The organism is Tissierellales bacterium, from assembly GCA_035301805.1.
GTDB lineage: Bacteria > Bacillota > Clostridia > Tissierellales > DATGTQ01 > DATGTQ01.
Genome location: DATGTQ010000038.1, coordinates 1 through 20,678 on the forward strand (window position 1 = coordinate 1; position 20,678 = coordinate 20,678).

Below are 20,678 nucleotides of genomic sequence, written 5' to 3' on the forward strand. Positions count from 1 at the left end.
TTATAAATCTTAATTACTTTTTAAGACTTTTCATAATTTAAAGGACATTAAAACCTTATACATTTGTGGACTTCTTACAAAGTGACTTTCTAAATATATTTAAAGTATAACAAAGCAGAGAAATCTCTGCCCTGCTAATTATTTACTTTAGTTTCCTTTTTTCCTTAAGGATAACCTTGAACTAATAATATTAAACCACCAAAATATAATTCTAATTTATTGCTATCACCTGTTGCTGGTAATGTTGTTGATTTTAGTTTTTTGAAAATTCCTGACTCTGAACAATATTTGTAATATTCTTTTTGCTAAAATACAGTAATTTTTTGTTTACTTTTATTTTTTATTATTTTATACTAAATTCTTTTCTCCAATATTACCAACTCAATTCCATGTACAGGAATATATAAGATTTCTTTATATCTATCTTCTAATTCTAAAAGTTCAAAGAATTCGTCAACATAAGACCAATTATATTTACTAGTTTTCATGAACCCCTTGTATATTTGTTGCTAAAATAGTAAAAATAGACTATTATATTAATAGATTAACTTTAAATAAATAGGAGTTGATTATATGGATATTATAGTAGATGCTTTTATAGAAATCCCAAAAGGTAGTAGTAATAAATATGAATATGATGAAGAACGTAAGGTACTAGTCCTTGATAGGGCATTATTTTCCCCTATGTTCTATCCAGCTGACTACGGATTTATTCCAGATACATTAGCTGAAGACGGAGACCCAATAGATATAATGGTACTTATGGCTCACCCAACCTTTCCAGGTTGTATGATAAAGTCTAGAGTTATAGGTATGTTCTTAATGGAAGATGAAAAAGGTAAGGACGAGAAGATTATATCTGTGCCTTTAGGAGATCCAAGATATGAAGATATTAAAACCATTGATGATATGGGCTCCCATATGAAAAAGGAATTTGAACATTTTTTCTCTGAATATAAGCAGTTAGAAGGAAAAGAAGTCCATGTTAAAGGATGGACAGATGTAGAAGAAGCCATTGAGGCGATAGAAAAATCAAGAAAAATTAAGAAAAATCATATAAAGTAAAAAATACTGGCTATATGTTATAGCCAGTATTTTAATACATTTTCCCATACTTATTATTTTTATATATTCGTCCCCAAAATACTTCAGACCTAAATTATTCACTAACCTACATAATCTTTTTCCTAAATCCTACACCTAAGACTATTAACAATATACCCACAAGATAAATTTCAATATTATTAGCAGCACCAGTCCTTGGTAATCCACCTCTTCCTTTTACCTCTTTATCTGACTTCTCAAGTTTATATTTATTATTTTTATCATCATCTTTTTTATTTCTACCATTCTCACTTGGATCCCTTGGTTCTTCTGGACTTTCCGGTTCTTCTGGGTCTTTTGGTTCCTCTGGACTTTCCGGCTCTTCTGGGTCTTCTGGTTCCTCCGTTCTTAACTCTAGCTCTTCTAATGCTTTTTGTAAATTTCCTATAGCATCATCTACCTCTTCCTGAGTTACATTTTTATTTTGGTATATATCCTTAGCAGAATTTAATGCTATTTCCAGTGCTCCCCATGTTTTTTCTGTATATTCTTGTTTATTCAATTTCTCTGCTTTCCCTATCTCTTCTGCTAATTTTGTTTTATCTACTTCTGGAGCTGGCACCTCTTTTTCAAGTTCCCCTATTCTCTCTTCCGCTAATTTCAATATGGGTATATTTATTATCATTGACTTTTGAGATGCTGTTAATTCATTATATGCCGCCCTGGCCTCCTCTACCACCGGTTTATCTTCTAGTGTTAATTCCTCTATTGGTGGTATTTTACCAATTAACTTTATTACTCTATTGGCTGCTTCCCTATCTACTGCTCTTTCTAATTCCTTAATTCTGGCTTCTGAGGCTCTTAATTTTCTCATATATTCTTCTGGTATCAATCCCATTTGTTTTGGTGTTAATGCATTACGTGCCTTTCTAGCATTAGCAACAGCTTCCTTATCCTCTAAAGTTAAATCTTCTAAATCTGGTATTTCCTCAATCATTTTTATTACTGCGTTAACTGTTTCCTTTTCAAGTTCAGCTATTTTTTCTTCTGCCTTTTTAATTCTATAATCTATTACTAACTCCCTCTGTTCATTAGTAAGATTATTATATGCCTCACGTGCTTCCTCTACTGCCCCACTATCCCCTAATGTAATATCTTCAAACTTTGGAAGTTCCTTTATTAAGTTCACCACATTTTGTGCACTATTTAAATCATTCTCATTAATTTCCTTTAGTTTTATGTCTGTTACTACCGGAAAATGATCCGATGCCTCTGTATCTATTACTCTTGTCTTCACTACCTCAATTCCATCATTTACGAGAATATAATCTATACGTTTACTAGGATTATTTACAGGGAAAGTATATCCATCTCCAACACCAGTTAATTCCCAACTATCATTTAGATATTCAAACATCGGTGCAATTTCAGGTGCACCTGGTAATGCATTAAAATCTCCAACTAAAATCTTAGGTTCTGCCACTTCAGAAAAAATATTAAGGGTATCATCTACTTGCATTTCTCTTACCATTGGATCTCCGCGATAATCTAAATGAGTCACATAGAATGAAAACACTTTACCATCTACATCAATCTTTGCTCCTGGAAAACCTGGCATAGGTCTAGGTTCTGGATTTTCATCTTGGGTAGAAAGCCTCGTTATTTCATAATTAACAGCTTCCGTTATAGGATATTTACTTAAAATAGCCATTCCATATTTTCTTCGTGGTTGTCCTTCTTCAAGGGGATCCATATCATATATAGGACCATAAAATGAATACATTCCCAATTCTTCAGCTAATATTTCAACTTGATCATCAAAGTTACTTCTATCACTAAAATTCACATCCACCTCTGTTAAACCAACAATATCTGCTCCTGATTTCCTAATAACTTCTGCTGTGCGTCTAATGTCATAATTACCATCATTACCTATTCCTGCTTGGATATTATAATTTATTATTCTAATGGAATTAGGGTCCTTAGGATCTTCAGGTTCCTCTTCTTCCAATTCTTCTAGTCTAGCCTCTAATGCTTCTAATTTTGCAATTAATTTTTTTGATATTCTTTGTTTTGGATTACTGTGTAATGCCTCGTAAGCTACTCTTGCTGCTTCTACTGCTTCTTTATCTTCCAATGTTAATTCTTCAACTTCTGGTAATGCCCTGATACTAGTTTCTACATCAATTGCACTTTGTACAAAATTTAATCTTTCTATTAATTTATCCTTATCCTCACTATCTGGCAAGGCATTTACCACTGGCCATGCTGCATCAACATCTTCTTGAAGTAAACTTCGTTCTGCCCTTCCTACCATTTCCTGTGCATAATGTATTTCTCTAGCTTCTTCATTTGGCCCATCAAAGGGTACATTTTCTATAGTTATTATTTCTTCATAAGGACCAAATTGCCCCTTTGGTTGATACAGTATAACATCAAAATGTGTAATTTCTTCAGCTTGTTTTTTATTATATAGGTAAATACCAGAAACCTTTTCAGGATTTCCTACAGGCGTATAATTAGTTCCATCCTCAAAATAAAACTTTAACTTATAATGAATAGGCCATTTATTAGTGGATTCAGGTAAGTTTTTATAGTTATATAGTCTATAATAATCCATTCCATTCCAATATATACTATGTGTCACTTTTTCTATATAAGGTTCCGACTCCTCTAATTCTTTAATTCTCTCTTCTAAAGTAATAAGTTTATCTATATTTGTTACAAGTTCTTTTTCAGCATTTCTAGATAGTTCATTATAAGCTTCTCTTGCTTCTTGAACTTCTTCTTTATTATCTAAGGTTAAGTTTTCAACTGACGGCAACTCATCAATCATATCCTTTACTAAATTAGGCGCAAAAGGTACATTTTCAATGGTCATAATAACTTTATTATTATTATCCATTAATTCTACATCAAAATAATCAATTTCAGCAGGATCTAATTTAAGTACTGTCCAACTGGCAGATCCTGGTTTAAAAGGAGTCCCTTTTTTACCATAGCCAAAACTTTCTTTTTCTACAATAGTTCCGTCCTTCATATAAGCAATTAAATAATTCTTTGTAACATTTTCTGGTAACCCCTCATAGTTTTCAGGTCTAAATTCATTAGGATTTGGATGGTTAGTACGATTATATCCTATCTTACCTATATGTACCTCTGGATTTACTGCTGAATCTTCAGCTAATGCCATGTCCATAATAGGAGTAAACATTGACAAAATCATAGACAGCACAATAACTAGTGATAATCTTTTCTTATCGTTCATTATTTTTCTAACCTCCCCATTATTTAAATTCTCCTTATACTATGGTTCTTACTATTCCCTCCCTTCACCTAGGATTGTCTTATTAAATTGTATGATACCTTTATTATCTTATTACTGGGATCTTTTTAGGATTGTTTACTATAAAAAATAGCAATAGAATATATATCGAAAATTTTTTAGATTTAAAATCAATTCTAATGTTAATTGATGAATAGTCCCCATACTTTTATAATTTTCTGAATAGTTCAAATCTAATTATAACATAAAATCAATTTACACAATGTCTAAAATTGACGAATATCCTTCTATTTTTATTAAGCTTTTCATTTATTTTCCCTAATATATAGATGTTTTTCTACATTTTATTTTGCATTCTCCGATTAATATATAGAAAATCTATGCATAGGCTCTAAAATAGTTTCATATATTAGACAAAATAGTAGAGCTATTATTGAAAACAAAAGTTCTTTTTAGAATTTATTATCTAAGTTCCTCCCTTGAAACAACTCTTCTTTGCTAAATATTATAAAACTCATAAGCAAATAAAAATTAGAAATGAATGACTTGAAAAGTTTACTTTTCCGGAATGAATTTTAATTTTTATTTGCTCGACCCTTTACAAACTTTAAAAAACAATATAAAACCCTAAAGCAAATAAAAATCTAAAACGAACGACTCTAAAAGTTTACTTTTTCGAAGTGAGTTTAGATTTTTATTTGCTCGCCCTTGCACTAACCTAAAAGAACAGAATATAAATTTTACGCCTTCATCCCCGAAGTAATAGCTAAACCAATTACTTCTCCTGCACCCTTTTCAATTAAAGCCCTACCACACTCTTCCATGGTACTCCCCGTAGTAATAATATCATCAATTAATAAAACTTTTTTGTTTAAAAACTCTTTACTGTCCTTAACATAGAAAGCATTCTCTAAATTTTTGATTCTTTGATTTTTATTTAATTTAGTTTGAGACTTAGTAGATCTTTTCCTTATTAAGTTTCCTTTTGCAAAAGGTATTTTTAACTTTTTACTAATATATCTTCCTATTAACTCTGATTGATCATATCCTCTAAGGGCTTTTCTACGCCTATGTAATGGTACATAGGTTATAATGTCTATTTCACTAACTAAAGATTTTTCTTTTATAGTATCTAAAAGTATTTCTCCCAAAGGCTTATACAAATAATTTTTACTATAATATTTATAAGCATATATTTGCTCTTTTATAAACCTATTATAAAAAAGGGAGTATATTACTTTATCTAAATATGAATCAATTAATTTTACTTCCCTATTTAGATATTCTAGTTTTTTCATACAATCAGTACATATATAACCTACTATTTTAGGCTCTTTTTCATTACAGAAAAAACATATATTATCTTTTGGAAATAATAGACTATTTAATCCTTTTAAAAAACTCATAAAATCCTCCTAGAAAATAGATAGCATTTTCCTAAGTTTCGTGTCTAATCCTGAATATCTTTTAACTATTCTATTGTTATTAATCATCTTATAAAGATATTTTTCATCTCCTACTAGTACCACTAATTCCTTTGCCCTAGTTATAGCAGTATATAAAAGATTTCTAGTTAATAGCATAGGAGGCCCCCAGGATATTGGCATTATAATAACAGGAAATTCACTTCCCTGACTTTTATGTACAGTAGTTGCATAGGCCAATTTTATTTCATCCAAATTACTAAAATCGTATTTTACTCCTTTTTCATCATCAAAAAGGACTTCTATTATATTATCTTCTTTATCTATATTAGTAATAAATCCAAAATCTCCATTATATACTCCTTCACCTTTTTCTACTATTTTCCCATGTTTTACAATTTCCCATTCTGTATTATAATTATTTTTTATTTGCATTATTTTATCTCCCACTCGAAATACTTCATCACCTATCCTTTTTTCTGACTTTTCTTTCCGTTTAGGATTCAATATATTTTGCAAGTTTTTATTTAGTGAATTAGTACCTACATCTCCTTTTTTCATAGGAGTCAAAACCTGAATATCTCTTAAAGAACTGTAACCGTTATAGTTAGGAAGTCTATCCCTACATAATTCTAATATAGTATTTAATATTTCCTTTGACTCACTATTTTTGATGAAATAAAAATCTTTATTTTTTACATTAAGATAAGGACCTTCCCCTTTGTTAATCCTGTGAGCATTTACTATTATCATGCTTTCTTCTGCTTGCCTAAATATTTCATTTAATTCTACTACCTTTACTATTTCACTATTTATTATGTCTTTTAAAACATTTCCTGCTCCAACAGAAGGTAATTGATCCACATCTCCAACCAATATAAGCCTAGTTCCTGGAACAATTGCTTTTAATAGATTGTTCATAAGAAGTATATCTATCATAGAGGCCTCATCTATTATAACTAAATCTGCATCTAATGGACTATCTTCACATTTACCAAAGGCCATTTCTCCATCTCCTTCCATATAGGAGTATTCTAATAGCCTATGGATAGTCTTTGCCTCTTTATTAGAAGCCTGGCTAAGCTTCTTAGCTGCCCTACCAGTGGGTGCTCCTAGTACTACCTTTAAATCTTTCTTCTCAAATATTTTTATAATGGCATTTAATATAGTAGTTTTCCCAGTACCAGGGCCACCAGTAATTACTAGTAAGCCTTGTTCTATAGCTTCCTTTATTGATTCCCTTTGTTTATTTGCAAATTTAATTTCCCCAGTCTCTTCTATTTTTTCAATTTCCTTTTTTATATCTATATCAATATTATCCAATTTAACTCTAGATAACTCTAAAACTTTTTTACTTACATTATTTTCTGCCTTATGGAAAGGCATATAATAGACCCTAGTTCCTTCTTCTATATTTTCTATGTAAATATCACCTTTCATAGCCAATTCTCTAAGAGAAATTTCAATTATATCTTCTTCCATTCCTAACATTTTTGAGGTTTCTAATAATAGCTCCTCAATAGGAACAAAACTATGACCTGAGCCTGCATATTCTAATATTTTATATTTAATACCCGCTCCTATTCTATAAGGTGAATTTGAGGCTATTCCTAAATTATGGGCTATTTTATCTGCAGTCTTAAAACCTATTCCAAATATATCTTCTGATAATCTATAAGGATTTTCCCTTATGGTATTTATAGTATCCTTTCCATATTTTTTATATATTTTTAAGCCATAAGAAGTACTAATACCATATTGTTGAAGAAATATCATTACATCTTTTACTTCTCTTTGTTCTTCATAAGCCTCTTTTATTTTCTTTAACTTTTTTTCTCCTATTCCTGGTACTTCCTTAAGTTTTTCTGGTTCATCTTGAATTATATCTAAGGAATCCATCCCAAACAATTCTACTATTTTTTTTGCAGTCTTAGGTCCTATCTGGGGAATTAAACCAGAGGAAAGATATTTTTCAATCCCATTCAATGTAGCAGGAGTTACAGTAGATATATTTTTAATTTGTACTTGTTCTCCATAATTTGGATGATATATCCATTCCCCCTCTACTTTAACAGTTTCCCCCATATTTAAAATAGGCACACTACCAACAATGGTTATAACTCCATCAGTAGTCTCAAGTAATGCAACAGTAAAACCATTTGATTCATTCCTAAATATTATTTCTTCTACGGTACCTTCTATGGTCAATAACAAAATTTATACCTCCAATATTTAATACTTTGAAAATATTATACCATATACCTAAGTTAATACATTCTATTTTTGTAAATTATCCTTTATCATTGGTATTCCCTTAAAAAACCCCTCCTTGACTTAAATTTATTGTATCCAAACGCATGTTCTAAGTCAAGGAAGGGTTTACTTTATTTAATACCAGCTATTACTTTAGATAGCTCATTTATACTTTCCGTTAAATCATTTAACTTCCCTTCTATTCTAACCAATAGGTAAACAGATATGACTATAGGAAAGCCTAAATTAGCTATATGTGTATAAATATCTCCCATGGCAGCCTCCTTCTATATTATGAAAGCTGAGGCAAAAGCCTCAGCTTTTTATTAAAATCCTATATCCTCAATTTCAGTCCTCACAATTCTTGCTCCTATAATATCGACTAGTTCTCCCCCACCACTATAAAAAATTTCTTTTTCTATAATTTCATCCATTACATCTTTAATTTCTTCAGGTGTTAAATCTTCTCTTGGTTCATCTACAGATATATTCGCTCTACCATCATTAGCATTCTTAAAAGTCATTTCTAACCTTTTTCTAATCACTTTTTCACCTCCCTATAGAAACTTTAGTCTCTTATTCCTCTTCCTCTACCAATTCAATTTCTTCTAGTCTTTTAATTTTGTGTACAGGCATTATTTGTAGATTAGCTATAGATTGAGCTGTTTCGTATAAGTCTTCATCTAGTGTATCTGATTTTACTCTTGAATAGGTCTTAGACTTAATTATTGCCTTATCCCCATCCATTCCCACTAATAGTTCTAGCTTTAATCTAGTGTTATCTTTTACTGTTACTAATGCCATTTTCTCACCTCCTTCTACTTTTTATATAGAATACAGGCTATCTTTTTACCATTATTTTTTTAAGTTTCTTTAAACTATTAGTTTTGGTATTTACTACAGTCCTATAAGATATTCCTAAGATTTCACTAATTTCTTTTATTGATTTACCCTCTATATAGTAGTAAACAGTTACCTCTCTCTGTCTTTCCGTTAACTTTTCTAAGCCTTCTAAAAGTAATTTATTTTCTTCTGAACTAATTATATTTTCTATAGGTTCTTTTCCATCCCCCTCTAACAAATCTAATATTTCTTCTTTCCCATCTCCTACAGGTTCATTTAAGGATAGACAATATTTTTCCTTATGTTTGTCTAAGTATTTATATTTAAGCATAGTCTTTACATACCCTAAAAATTTTGTTCCCTTTGAAGGGTCATAATCTTCTAAACATTTTAGAACTACCTCATAACCTTCTTGTATTAAATCATCGTATAACTCTGTCCTATTATAATAACGTCTTATAGAACTTATAATTAAAGGATTAAGCTTTAATAATAATTTTTCTTTAGATTTTATATCTCCCTTGTTACTTTCTTTTAATAACTGTTCTATTTCCCTATACATTTTTTCCTCCTGAAAGGGAAGGTACCTTCCATATTTCCTAGGTATTTCTATATTAACCCGAAAATAAAAAATAGAAAAAAGTAGGGTAAGGTTATTTCCCTACTCTACTTTATTAAAGTCTACTAATATATATTTAATTTTGCATTTTAGCTAATTAACTTGCTAAAAGTCTAATGTGACTAAGTCTAACTCCTTGAACTTTAATTTCTTATTCCTCTAAACCTTCTTTTTTCAATGCATCAGCTTTATCAACTTTTTCCCAAGGAAGATCTAAATCAGATCTACCAAAATGTCCATAACTAGCTACCTGTTTATAAATAGGTCTTTTTAAATCTAAATCTCTAATAATTGCTGCTGGTCTTAAATCAAAATGTTTATTTACTAACTTTTCTATTTCCTCATCACTTACTTTTCCTGTACCAAAGGTATCCACATATATAGATAAAGGTCTAGCTATTCCTATAGCATAAGAAAGTCCAATTTCACATTTGTCTGCCAATCCTGCTGCTACAATATTCTTTGCTACATATCTTGCAGCATAGGAAGCAGATCTATCTACTTTAGTAGCATCTTTTCCAGAAAAGGCACCACCACCATGTCTACCATAACCACCATAAGTATCAACTATTATTTTCCTACCGGTAAGACCTGCATCTCCCATGGGGCCACCAATTACAAATCTACCCGTTGGGTTTACATAGTATTTTGTATTTTCATCTATCATATCTTTTGGAACTATAGGTCTTATAACACTCTCTATAATATCTTCCTTTATTTGTTCCAAATCTACATCTGGACTATGTTGAGTAGAAACTACTATATTTTCTATTCTAATAGGTTTGTCACCTTTGTACTCAACAGTTACTTGAGTTTTACCGTCTGGCCTTAAATAAGTAAGAGTTTTATTTTTTCTTACTTCAGCTAATCTTTTAGACAGTTTATGTGCCAAAAATATTGGTAAGGGCATAAATTCTTCTGTTTCGTTACATGCATACCCAAACATTAAACCTTGATCTCCTGCACCTATTTTGTCTAACTCATCTTTACCATTTTCCTTATGTTCTAAGGCAGTATCTACCCCTAAAGCTATATCCGGTGATTGTTCATTTATAGATGTAATAACTCCACAAGTTTCCCCATCAAACCCATACTTTGCTCTTGTATATCCTATCTCTTTTACCGTTTCTCTAGCTATTTTAGATATATCTACATAGCAATTTGTTGTAATTTCTCCTGAAACTAAGACTAATCCTGTAGTTACACTAGTTTCACATGCAACTCTAGCATTAGGATCCTTTTCTAAAATTGCATCTAGAATTGCATCTGATATTTGATCACATACTTTGTCTGGATGCCCTTCTGTTACAGATTCTGAAGTAAATAGCCATTTTTCCATTAAAAACACCCCTTATTTTACCTTAAATTAAAATTTCTAAAAATAAAAAACCTCTTCCAAAAAGAAAAGGTTATTAAAAGCACCTCATCTTTCAGAATTTATACTCTGTGGGATTTAGCACCTTTGCATCATACAGGTTGCCGGGTTTCACAGGGCCCATTCCCTCCACCACTCTTGATAAGGTATCAAGATTTTTTATTTAATTAAAATAATTATAACACAGCTAATATTTTAAGTCAATGAATGCTAAAAATAAGATACTACCCTATAGCTTAATATTAAAACTATAATACCAGCAACAATAACTCCAGATGCAATAGCAGTAAAAGCTTTCTTAAAATCTATTTTAAACAAAGTAGCTGCAATACAACCAGTCCAAATTCCTGTAGTAGGTAAAGGTATAGCTACTAAGATAAACAAGCCTAATATACTATACTTTCTTATTTTAGCCCGACTTCTTCTTAACGTCCTTTGCTTTATCCAACTAATAGTTTTAGAAAAAAGGGCAGTTTTTTCTAAATAATTCATTACTGGTTCTAATAGTTTTAATAGAAAAGGAACAGGTATTATATTACCTATAATACCTAGTATTGTACTATGTAATGGGCTAAATCCTAAGGATATCCCTAAAGGTATAGCTCCTCTTAGTTCTGAAAGAGGCATAGCGGCTACTAATAAAACTAATAATTCATTTTTAATGCTGGTTAATAATTCTTCCAATGTAAATGCCCCCTCTAAATATCTCATATTATATTTAGTCATATATTATTATATAGGCTTTCCAGAAAAATTAAAACCCACTTAATTTTAATATTTTACATTAGGTGATATAAGGAGATATAGTGAGGATTATTTAGTATTTGGTCAAAATATTAGTATAATATTACTTATTCACTTTAAATGCTTATTTAACATTGTTGCATTATACTATAATATATCCTATACTATAATAGTCGTCGGAAATCACGGGGTGTGGCGCAGTTTGGGAGCGCACGTGGTTTGGGACCATGGGGCCGGGGGTTCGAATCCCTCCACCCCGACCATTCAAAGAAGGATTGATTTTATCAATCCTTCTTTTTTGTTTATTAGAAAGGTTGATTTTATGCAAAGAATACTTAGTCCTATGAAAAAAGCCATTAAAGAATTTCAACTTATTGAAGAAGGGGATAGAATAGGTGTAGGGGTCTCTGGTGGAAAAGATAGTATGGTACTCCTTAAAGCTCTAAAACTTTATCAACAATTTAGTCCAATAAATTTCGAATTAGAAGCCTTCACTATAGATTTAGGTTTTGAAGGTTTTGACACTGAATCTATTAAAAATTACTGTGAAAGCCTAGATGTCCCATTCAACCTTAAAGAAACCCATATTAAAAAGGTAGTATTCGATATTAGAAAGGAAAAAAATCCTTGTTCCCTATGTGCAAATATGAGAAGAGGAGCTTTAAATAGTCATTTAAAAGATAAGGGATTCAATAAACTTGCCCTAGGTCATCATAGTGATGATGCTATAGAAACTTTATTTTTAAGCATGTTATATGAAGGAAGACTTAGAACCCTACCACCAAAATCCTTTTTAACTAGAAAAGAAATATATGTTATACGCCCTTTTATATATTTATATGAAGAAGAAATTACTAAAGCAGTTAATAGGGAAAACATTCCTATATCAAAAAATCCATGTTATGTAGATAAAGAAACTAAAAGGGAGGAAATTCGTATCTTATTGAATTCCATATATAGTGAAATACCAGGTTCGAGGAAAAGAATTTTTAGAGCTTTACAGAACAAAGATGAATTAAGATTATTGTTAAATTAAAAAAGATAGGGGATTTCCCTCTATCTTTTCATATTTTAAATATAATTCCTACAGTTAATACCGTTAATCCTAAGGCTATGATTGTATATAAGGCTCTTTTTTTCATTTCCTCACTCTCCTTTAGCATTAACTATTATTATCAGCTAAAGGATTTTTATTCAATTCTTTAAAAACTTCTCTTCCTATATTTTTTACATCAACCTATTATAGGTATAGACAGTAGGTAATTTACCATCCTTTTTATAAACAATTTCATTATTTCATATGCTATTATACACATATTTCCTCTGACCTTGATTTTAGTCATTCTTATTTGCTAGTTAATTTGTCCTAATTGTATCTGGATCTACATGATTATCTTGTAATAAACCTATCCAATCTAAAGCCTTACCAGTTCCCCCTGCTACACTTGAAATAGGGTTTTCAGCTATTTTAGTAAAGATACCTGTACTTTCTGTAATCAACCTATCCAACCCATATAATAAAGCTCCTCCCCCAGTAAGTACTATACCATCATCACCTATGTCTGCAGCTAATTCTGGTGGAGTCCGCTCTAACACAGAATGTATAGTATCTAAAATATTTGCAATAGGTTCTTCTAAAGCTTCTAATATTTCTGAAGAAGAAACCATAATATTTTTAGGTAAACCTGTTACTAAATTTCTACCCTTTACTTCCTTCATCACATCTTTTTTCCTTTCATATGCAGTTCCAATATGCACCTTTAGTTCTTCTGCACTTCTTTCTCCTATCATAATATTATGTTTTCTTCTAATATATTTTATTATAGCTTCATCACAATCATCACCAGCTATTTTAATTGACTGATTAACAACCATGCCACCAAGGGAAATTACTGCAACATCTGTGGTCCCCCCTCCTACATCTACTATCATACGGCCATTAGGCTCTGTTATATCTATTCCTGCCCCAATTGCTGCAGCAATTGGTTCTTCAATTAAATAAGTTGATCTAGCCCCTGCCTGATTACTAGCTTCAATCACTGCTCTCTTTTCCACTTCTGTTACACCACTGGGAACACATATTACTATTCTAGGCTTAAATATTTTTCTTCCCATAGCTTTTCGTATAAAATATTTAAGCATCTTTTCTGTCACACCATAAGTGGAGATCACTCCATCTTTTAGTGGTCTTATTGCAATTATATTTCCCGGAGTCCGACCTAACATCCTTCTTGCTTCTTCACCAACTGCTAAAAAATTCTCTACATCTTGATCTATAGCAACTACGGAAGGTTCATTTAAAATTACACCTTCACCTTTTACATATACAAGTGTACTAGCAGTTCCTAAATCTATACCTAAGTCTGTTCTAAAAGCCACTATCCCCGACCCCCCTCTTCGTTTTATGATCATCTTTTATATTATAATAAGGCTATTATATTTAAATTCGATATCAAACAAATAATACCTTTATTTTTGTTGAATCTTTCCTAATTACAAGATATTAGTACAAAAAAGTTTAAAAGGCCCAATTTTGGACCTTTATATCAAACCTATTCGTTCATAGCTTTATATTTCAGTTTTGTAGCTTTCCCACCCCTGATATGCCTTTCTGCTTTATTTTTTTCCAATACCTGTTTTACCATACCAGCAATAAGAGGGTTTATTTTAGGGAGTCGTTCGGTAACATCCTTATGAACTGTACTCTTACTAACCCCAAATACACTAGCTGCTTGTCTTACGGTAGCCTCTTCGCTAATTATGTATTTTGCAATCTCTAATGCTCTTTCCTCTATATAATCTTTCACATGTTTAACCCCCCTTGGAATTAATTTTGGGATGTTCTTCTTTGTAAATACTTATGCAGCATTTAACATCAATAGAACTTTTAATGGTAGTTAATATCATTTAAGATTGGTGATATACTGTTTTGGGTTAACTGGTACACCATCTTTTATTACTTCAAAATGTAAATGTGGTTTATCCTTTTGTTCTATTGCAGCTGTTTTTCCAACTTTACTTATAGGGTCACCTTTTGCGACTTTTTGTCCCTCATTAACCATTTTATTTGTTTGTAAACTTGCATATTTAGTTAATATTTCATTTCCATGGTCTAATATTATTACTGTTCCCCATAAATCATCTTCGTATATTTCCCTAACTACTCCTGAACCACTAGCTACAATAGTTGTACCTTCCTTAGCATAAAAGTCTACACCCTCATGACTAGTCCACTCTTCTAATGTAGTAGAATAAATTAAATTTTCCTCTGTAAACTCTAATCCTAAACTCCCGTTTTCAACTGGAGTTATCATACCTTCAATTTCTGTAGTAGGAGTTTTTTCTTCATTTTGAGGAGCTTCTGGCTCTTTAACTTCTGGCTCCGGTTCTTTTTCCTCCACAGGTTTTTCTGGTTCTGTTTGTTTTTCATTTTCCTTTTTTTCTTCTTCAAACTCTCCACTTGCTAATGTAGGCTCCATTTCTAATTGTTCTTCTATTTCTCTAGTGTCAACTATAAGCTCTTCTTCAATAATTTTTTCTTCTTTAGCCTTCTCTATATTATTTTTAGAAGCCCAAACTGCCGTGGTTGCTACTATACATACACAGACAAATAAAGTAATATAAAATCCATCTTTCTCCATTATTTTCTTGATTTTATCTTTCATGTCCCCACCTCCATTAGCTAGTATTACCAAAATATTATTTTTAATACGACATTTTTTACAAAAAATAAAGGATAATTAGCAAAAACTTTGCTAACTATCCTTTATTGAGTCCGTTAGGGCCGTCCCTACTGACTCACTTCCTGAATCAAAAGGGACGGTCTCCTTGCTGACTCACTTTCTGAGTCAATCAAGACCGTCCCCAGTGGCTCATTTATACTCTTTTATCTCTACTCCTGTATAATAGTGTTTAAGGATTCCTTTATAATCCTTTCCTTCCCTGGCTAAGCCATTGGCACCCCATTGACTCATGCCTACACCATGACCATAGCCCTTAGTCTCAATTTCTACTATATTACTTTTAGGATTTAACATTATTTTAAAATTAGTAGAGTTTAATTCAAATAATTCTCTTATTTCTCGTCCTTCCACTACTGTTCCATCTATCATTACTTTTTTTATTCTTCCACTATCAGTTTTTTCTACTAATTTTATTTTTTCATGAACATTATCTTTAGTAATATTAGCTCCTGTATATTTTCCCTGTATCTTTTGAATAAATTCATCAACAGTCATAGTTACGATACTTTTAAATTTTGGCGCATCTTTCTCATAAGGACTAGGCACTGATTTTAAATAGGCCCTTTCTATTGCAAAAACATCCTTAGAATCCTCAGTTTTACCGCCACTAGTAGAATGATATAGTGGTTCTATTATTTCACCATCGAAATATATAACTTCATTAACAGTCTCATTCACCGCTTCTTCTATTTTACCCCAATATTTATCTACCCATTTTTTCGAATGGAGTTTTTCCAATTCATCTACAGACAAATAAGCCTGACAGTGAATGCCTGTACAAAGGGCAGCATCGGGATGATCCGGATGTCCATCCTCAAAATTCGCAGTCCTTTGTAATGCATAAGTTCTACCTGCAATAGCTTGTGCTTTTAAAGCCTCTATTTCAAACTCAGCGGGCATTTCTGCCGCTACAACTCCCTTAACATAATCCTCTAAGGGTACAGTAATAATTTTCTGGCTCCTCGTATCATAGACATCTATAGAACCATCAAACTTATCACCAGTTTTATTATCTACTCTCTTTTCTTTTCTACTTTTAGACTTTTCATCGCCTTCTTTAGATACTATATTGAATGTTTTTACAAGAATCGTTGGAAGAACAATAGTTATAATTAAAATAAATGACAAGTATACCCATAGCTTTTTCATCTTTTCCTCCTCTTATATCTTAAAGTCAACTTAATTACATTCTATGCACTAGGAAAAGATGATATGTTTATTATTCTAACTACAAAAACAGTTATAATTATTCCAACCAGATAGACTTAATAAAGATAATATCTTTATTATTCTACTCTAGTAATTCTTCCACCTAATTTCTTAAATTTATCCTCTATACCATCATAACCTCTATCTATATGATAAATATTATCAATTTCAGTTACTCCATCTGCTACTAAACCTGCTAATACTAAAGCTGCTCCAGCCCTTAGGTCCGTAGCCTTTACTGGTGCTGACATTAAGCTATCTACTCCTTGAAGAATTGCACTTCTTCCATCGATTTTTATATCTGCACCCATTCTTTTCAATTCATCTACATGCATGAATCTATTTTCGAAAACTGTTTCAATAACTACACTAGTACCTTCACTAACACTCATTAAAGCCATAAATTGAGCTTGCATATCCGTTGGAAAACCTGGATAGGGTAAAGTCTTAACATCTACAGCCTTTCTATTATTAGTACCAATTACTCGTATCTTATCTCCATTTTCAATAACTTCGGCCCCAGTTTCCCTAAGTTTAGCAATTATAGGTTTTATATGGCTGGGAATTATATTTTCAATTAATATATCTCCATTGGTAATAGCACTAGCTACCATAAAAGTACCTGCTTCAATCCTATCAGGAATAATAGAATGTTCCCCTCCACCTAATTTTTCCACACCTTTGATTCTAATACTACTAGTCCCTGCTCCTTTAACATTAGCACCAAGTTTATTTAAAAAGTTTGCTAAATCCACAATTTCTGGTTCCATAGCCGCATTGTCAATTATAGTTTCTCCTTCTGCTGAAACTGCAGCCATCATAATATTTTCTGTAGCTCCAACACTAGGAAAATCTAAATAAATTCTGGCTCCTACTAATTTATTTGCATAAGCCCCTATATAGCCATGATCCACATCTACTTCAGCACCTAAAGCTTTAAAGCCTTTTAAATGCAAATCAATAGGTCTTGTTCCTATTGCACACCCACCAGGTAAAGAAGTCTTTGTTTTACCTACACGGGTCAATAAAGGTCCCATAACTAAAAAAGAAGCCCTCATCTTGCTCATTAATTCATAAGGGGTCTCATATTTATCTACATTTTTCGCATTAATTCTCAAAGTATGTTCATCTAAAAACTCTACTTCAGCCCCTAAGGATGCTAATACATCACAGATTACATCTACATCTTTAAGTCTTGGCACATCCCTTAATATTATGTCTTCAGTTCCTAAAAGAGAAGCTGCAATAATTGGCAAGGTAGAATTCTTAGCACCACTTATTCTTACTCTCCCTTTTAAAGGTGGACTCTTCTCCACCAATAATTTACTCACAAAAAATCCCCTCCATTTACTTAATAACTTATTGTAATAACTGGCGTACCTATCCACAGGTAAGTACTTTCTTCTAATTCATTATATCTCATAGCAATATTTAAATTAACTTTTTTATCTTCCACATAAACATATTCATCAACATAAGGTGTATAAGCTATAATACTTATTAGGCCATCATCTATAAACTTTTCCACAACTTTTCCATTTACATTTTTAGTTGCCACAGAAACACTTTTTTCTTTTTCTACCTTAGTTAATTTTCCATCAAGAGTTCCTACAATACAAGTATTAATCTCTACCTTCTTATCAAATTCTTTAAAAACATTTTCCACCTTATATATTATATCATTAACTTCGTCAAATTTCTCCTTTATTACAAAATTAATATAAAGAGTTGTTTCACTAATATTACCTGACTTATCTTTATATGAAGTAATAACTGCCGTAGTAGGATATCCTTCAGAATTTATCCCCCATATAGTTAGTTGTTTAAAATCATCATCATCTACAATCTTTTCTGAATAATTGCTAGGTTCAAAATTAAAATCATATTTACTTTTTTCTTCTTTTTTCCCTAATAATCCTATATCATTCCTAATTTCTTCACCCAAACTCTCTAAACCCTTTTTTTCTAAAAATATATCATATATTTTATTTCCCCCACTTATATCTGCTTCTGAAAATTTCCCACCCATATCCTCTAGTATACTCAATGAAATATTTTTTTCAAGCTCTTTTTCTTCACATAATCCTAGAATAGGAATTAATAGTATAATAATACCTAAAGTTAGTACCTTCCTGTATTTTTTCATTATCCCTTCCTCCTAACTTATATTAAAATAAGGAAAGGGTATTCCAACTTATTCTTCTAATATGTTTAATAACAGCCGTAAAGGGGGACAAAACGCTTTTACTAAACATAAAAAGTACCCTTTCCTCATGGTAAAGTATTGCCATGATAGGGTACTTTTTATACCTTATTATTCTATTTTTTATATTTTGCTACATCTAATCTATTTATAGCTCTTTTTAAAGCTGCTTCTGCTCTAACTACATCTAAACCTTCTGGTTTCTTTTCGAGCCTTTTTTCAGCCCTTTTTTTGGCTTCTTCCGCTCTTTCTACATCTATTTCTTCCGCCCATTCACAGGCATCTGTAATAATAGTTGTTTTTTCCTTTGTAACTTTAGCATAACCACCAACACAAGTAGCAACCTTTTCTTCTCCATCTTTAAAAACTCTGATTTTTCCAATTTTTAAAGGGGTTACTAAAGGGGCCCTATTTTTTAAAATTGCTAAATCACCTTCTGCACCTCTTACAATAACTCTTTCTACTTCATCATCTAAGAACAACCTGTCAGGAGTCACTATTTCTAGAGGGAATGTTGACATAGATTATCCCTCCATTTCCTTTGCCTTTTCAATAACCTCATCTATTGTACCTACCATAAAGAAAGCTTGCTCTGGTAAATCATCATGTTTACCTTCTAATATTTCCTTAAATCCTCTTACTGTTTCACTAATAGGAACATATTTTCCTTCCATACCTATAAATTGTTCTGCAACAGCAAAAGGTTGGGATAAGAATCTTTGTATCTTTCTTGCACGAGATACAATTACTCTGTCTTCATCAGATAATTCTTCAATACCTAGTATTGCAATTATATCTTGTAACTCTTTGTATCTTTGAAGAATCTCTTGTACTCCCCTTGCTACTTTATAATGTTCTTCTCCAACAATTTGAGGATCCAGTATTCTTGATGTAGAGTCTAATGGATCTACAGCTGGATATATTCCTAACTCTGCTATTTGACGAGAAAGTACTGTCGTAGCGTCTAAGTGAGCAAAGGTAGTTGCTGGTGCTGGGTCTGTTAAATCATCTGCTGGAACATATATTGCTTGAACTGAAGTAATAGATCCTTTCTTTGTAGAAGTAATTCGCTCTTGTAAAGCACCCATTTCTGTTGCCAATGTAGGTTGATATCCTACTGCACTTGGCATTCTTCCAAGTAATGCTGATACTTCTGAACCAGCTTGAGTAAACCTAAATATATTATCTATAAATAATAATACATCTTGGCCTTCTTGATCTCTAAAGTACTCTGCCATAGTAAGACCTGTAAGACCTACTCTCATTCTAGCTCCTGGTGGTTCATTCATTTGTCCAAATACTAAAGTAGTTTTATCAATTACCCCAGATTCAATCATTTCATAATATAAGTCATTACCTTCCCTAGTTCTTTCACCTACACCTGCAAATACAGAAAGGCCACCATGTTCTTTAGCTATATTATTTATTAACTCCATAATAAGTACTGTCTTTCCTACACCAGCACCGCCAAATAAACCTATTTTTCCACCTCTTGAGTAGGGTGCTATTAGGTCTACAACTTTTATACCAGTTTCAAATACTTCACTTGAAGTTTCTTGTTCTTCAAAAGATGGTGCTGATTTATGAATTGGGGAATAATGCTTTGCATCTATATCTCCCTTTTCATCTATAGCTTCACCGAGGACATTGAAAAGTCTTCCAAGGGTTTCTCTACCTACTGGTACTTCTATAGGAGCTTTAGTATCTACTCCTTCCATACCTCTTATAAGCCCATCAGTAGAACCCATGGCAACACATCTAACAGTGTCATCTCCAATATGTTGTGCTACTTCTACTATCAGCTTTTCCCCATCTTTTTCTATTTCTATAGCGTTTAAAAGTTCAGGAAGATCATCTTCACTAAATCTTATATCTACTACAGGACCAATTACCTGAACTATTTTCCCTATGTTTTTTTCCATATTCCTACTCCTT

20 protein-coding genes, 1 tRNA gene and 1 riboswitch are annotated in these 20,678 nt (G+C 31.8%); of the genes, 3 read left to right on the forward strand and 18 right to left on the reverse strand.

The features are described 5' to 3' along the window. Positions 1-353: 353 nt before the first annotated feature. Positions 354-488: a hypothetical protein gene (locus VK071_01710; protein HLR34025.1), complete on the reverse strand. Its 135-nt coding sequence runs from the start codon at positions 486-488 to the stop codon at positions 354-356. 85 nt (positions 489-573) lie between these two features. Here VK071_01710 and VK071_01715 point away from each other — a divergent pair, with 85 nt between their 5' ends. Continuing rightward, positions 574-1,065 (forward strand): inorganic diphosphatase, encoded by a 492-nt coding sequence (locus VK071_01715; protein ID HLR34026.1) that lies wholly within the window; start codon positions 574-576, stop codon positions 1,063-1,065. A gap of 106 nt (positions 1,066-1,171) precedes the next feature. Here VK071_01715 and VK071_01720 read toward each other — a convergent pair whose 3' ends face one another. From VK071_01720 to VK071_01760, 9 genes are all read right to left on the reverse strand, one after another. After that, positions 1,172-4,312 carry an endonuclease/exonuclease/phosphatase family protein gene (locus VK071_01720; GenBank protein HLR34027.1) on the reverse strand — a complete coding sequence of 1,047 codons (3,141 nt, stop codon included), beginning with the start codon at positions 4,310-4,312 and terminating at the stop codon, positions 1,172-1,174. A gap of 758 nt (positions 4,313-5,070) precedes the next feature. Beyond that, positions 5,071-5,736 carry a ComF family protein gene (locus VK071_01725; GenBank protein ID HLR34028.1) on the reverse strand — a complete coding sequence of 222 codons (666 nt, stop codon included), beginning with the start codon at positions 5,734-5,736 and terminating at the stop codon, positions 5,071-5,073. Between the two features lie 9 nt (positions 5,737-5,745). Continuing rightward, positions 5,746-7,968, reverse strand: coding sequence for an ATP-dependent RecD-like DNA helicase (locus tag VK071_01730; protein ID HLR34029.1), 2,223 nt, complete (start codon positions 7,966-7,968; stop codon positions 5,746-5,748). A gap of 170 nt (positions 7,969-8,138) precedes the next feature. After that, on the reverse strand, positions 8,139-8,282 hold the full coding sequence (locus VK071_01735; GenBank protein HLR34030.1) for a YvrJ family protein: 144 nt from the start codon (positions 8,280-8,282) through the stop codon (positions 8,139-8,141). A 51-nt stretch (positions 8,283-8,333) separates the two neighbouring features. Further along, positions 8,334-8,552: a DUF2922 domain-containing protein gene (locus VK071_01740; protein ID HLR34031.1), complete on the reverse strand. Its 219-nt coding sequence runs from the start codon at positions 8,550-8,552 to the stop codon at positions 8,334-8,336. Positions 8,553-8,583: 31 nt separating this feature from the next. After that, on the reverse strand, positions 8,584-8,811 hold the full coding sequence (locus VK071_01745; protein HLR34032.1) for a DUF1659 domain-containing protein: 228 nt from the start codon (positions 8,809-8,811) through the stop codon (positions 8,584-8,586). A 37-nt stretch (positions 8,812-8,848) separates the two neighbouring features. Continuing rightward, positions 8,849-9,412: a sigma-70 family RNA polymerase sigma factor gene (locus VK071_01750; GenBank protein HLR34033.1), complete on the reverse strand. Its 564-nt coding sequence runs from the start codon at positions 9,410-9,412 to the stop codon at positions 8,849-8,851. A 208-nt stretch (positions 9,413-9,620) separates the two neighbouring features. After that, positions 9,621-10,808, reverse strand: coding sequence for a methionine adenosyltransferase (metK, locus tag VK071_01755; GenBank protein HLR34034.1), 1,188 nt, complete (start codon positions 10,806-10,808; stop codon positions 9,621-9,623). Positions 10,809-10,889: 81 nt separating this feature from the next. Next, positions 10,890-10,992, reverse strand: a riboswitch (SAM riboswitch). Positions 10,993-11,054: 62 nt separating this feature from the next. Next, the gene (locus tag VK071_01760) at positions 11,055-11,528 is read right to left on the reverse strand and encodes a small multi-drug export protein (protein ID HLR34035.1); all 474 of its coding nucleotides are present in this window, start codon (positions 11,526-11,528) and stop codon (positions 11,055-11,057) included. A 246-nt stretch (positions 11,529-11,774) separates the two neighbouring features. Here VK071_01760 and VK071_01765 point away from each other — a divergent pair. Together VK071_01765 and VK071_01770 are read left to right on the forward strand one after the other, a co-directional pair. Continuing rightward, positions 11,775-11,851: transfer RNA gene (locus tag VK071_01765), tRNA-Pro, on the forward strand. A 35-nt stretch (positions 11,852-11,886) separates the two neighbouring features. Beyond that, positions 11,887-12,624: an ATP-binding protein gene (locus tag VK071_01770; GenBank protein HLR34036.1), complete on the forward strand. Its 738-nt coding sequence runs from the start codon at positions 11,887-11,889 to the stop codon at positions 12,622-12,624. Positions 12,625-12,944: 320 nt separating this feature from the next. On the opposite strand, the gene mreB is transcribed toward VK071_01770, so the two are convergent. The 8 genes from mreB to atpD all read right to left on the reverse strand — a co-directional run bounded on the left by mreB (position 12,945) and on the right by atpD (position 20,665). Further along, positions 12,945-14,000, reverse strand: coding sequence for a rod shape-determining protein MreB (gene mreB, locus VK071_01775; protein ID HLR34037.1), 1,056 nt, complete (start codon positions 13,998-14,000; stop codon positions 12,945-12,947). A gap of 140 nt (positions 14,001-14,140) precedes the next feature. Then, a complete protein-coding gene (spoIIID, locus tag VK071_01780; protein ID HLR34038.1) occupies positions 14,141-14,395 on the reverse strand; it encodes a sporulation transcriptional regulator SpoIIID in 255 nt (84 codons plus the stop codon). 96 nt (positions 14,396-14,491) lie between these two features. Next, on the reverse strand, positions 14,492-15,253 hold the full coding sequence (locus tag VK071_01785) for a M23 family metallopeptidase (protein ID HLR34039.1): 762 nt from the start codon (positions 15,251-15,253) through the stop codon (positions 14,492-14,494). Between the two features lie 207 nt (positions 15,254-15,460). Further along, the gene (gene spoIID / locus VK071_01790; protein HLR34040.1) at positions 15,461-16,480 is read right to left on the reverse strand and encodes a stage II sporulation protein D; all 1,020 of its coding nucleotides are present in this window, start codon (positions 16,478-16,480) and stop codon (positions 15,461-15,463) included. 137 nt (positions 16,481-16,617) lie between these two features. Further along, the gene (murA, locus tag VK071_01795) at positions 16,618-17,871 is read right to left on the reverse strand and encodes a UDP-N-acetylglucosamine 1-carboxyvinyltransferase (protein ID HLR34041.1); all 1,254 of its coding nucleotides are present in this window, start codon (positions 17,869-17,871) and stop codon (positions 16,618-16,620) included. A gap of 20 nt (positions 17,872-17,891) precedes the next feature. Next, a complete protein-coding gene (locus VK071_01800; GenBank protein ID HLR34042.1) occupies positions 17,892-18,686 on the reverse strand; it encodes a YwmB family TATA-box binding protein in 795 nt (264 codons plus the stop codon). A gap of 173 nt (positions 18,687-18,859) precedes the next feature. Next, on the reverse strand, positions 18,860-19,264 hold the full coding sequence (locus tag VK071_01805; GenBank protein HLR34043.1) for a F0F1 ATP synthase subunit epsilon: 405 nt from the start codon (positions 19,262-19,264) through the stop codon (positions 18,860-18,862). A gap of 3 nt (positions 19,265-19,267) precedes the next feature. Then, positions 19,268-20,665, reverse strand: a complete 1,398-nt coding sequence (atpD, locus tag VK071_01810) for a F0F1 ATP synthase subunit beta (protein ID HLR34044.1) — start codon at positions 20,663-20,665, stop codon at positions 19,268-19,270. Positions 20,666-20,678 lie beyond the last annotated feature (13 nt).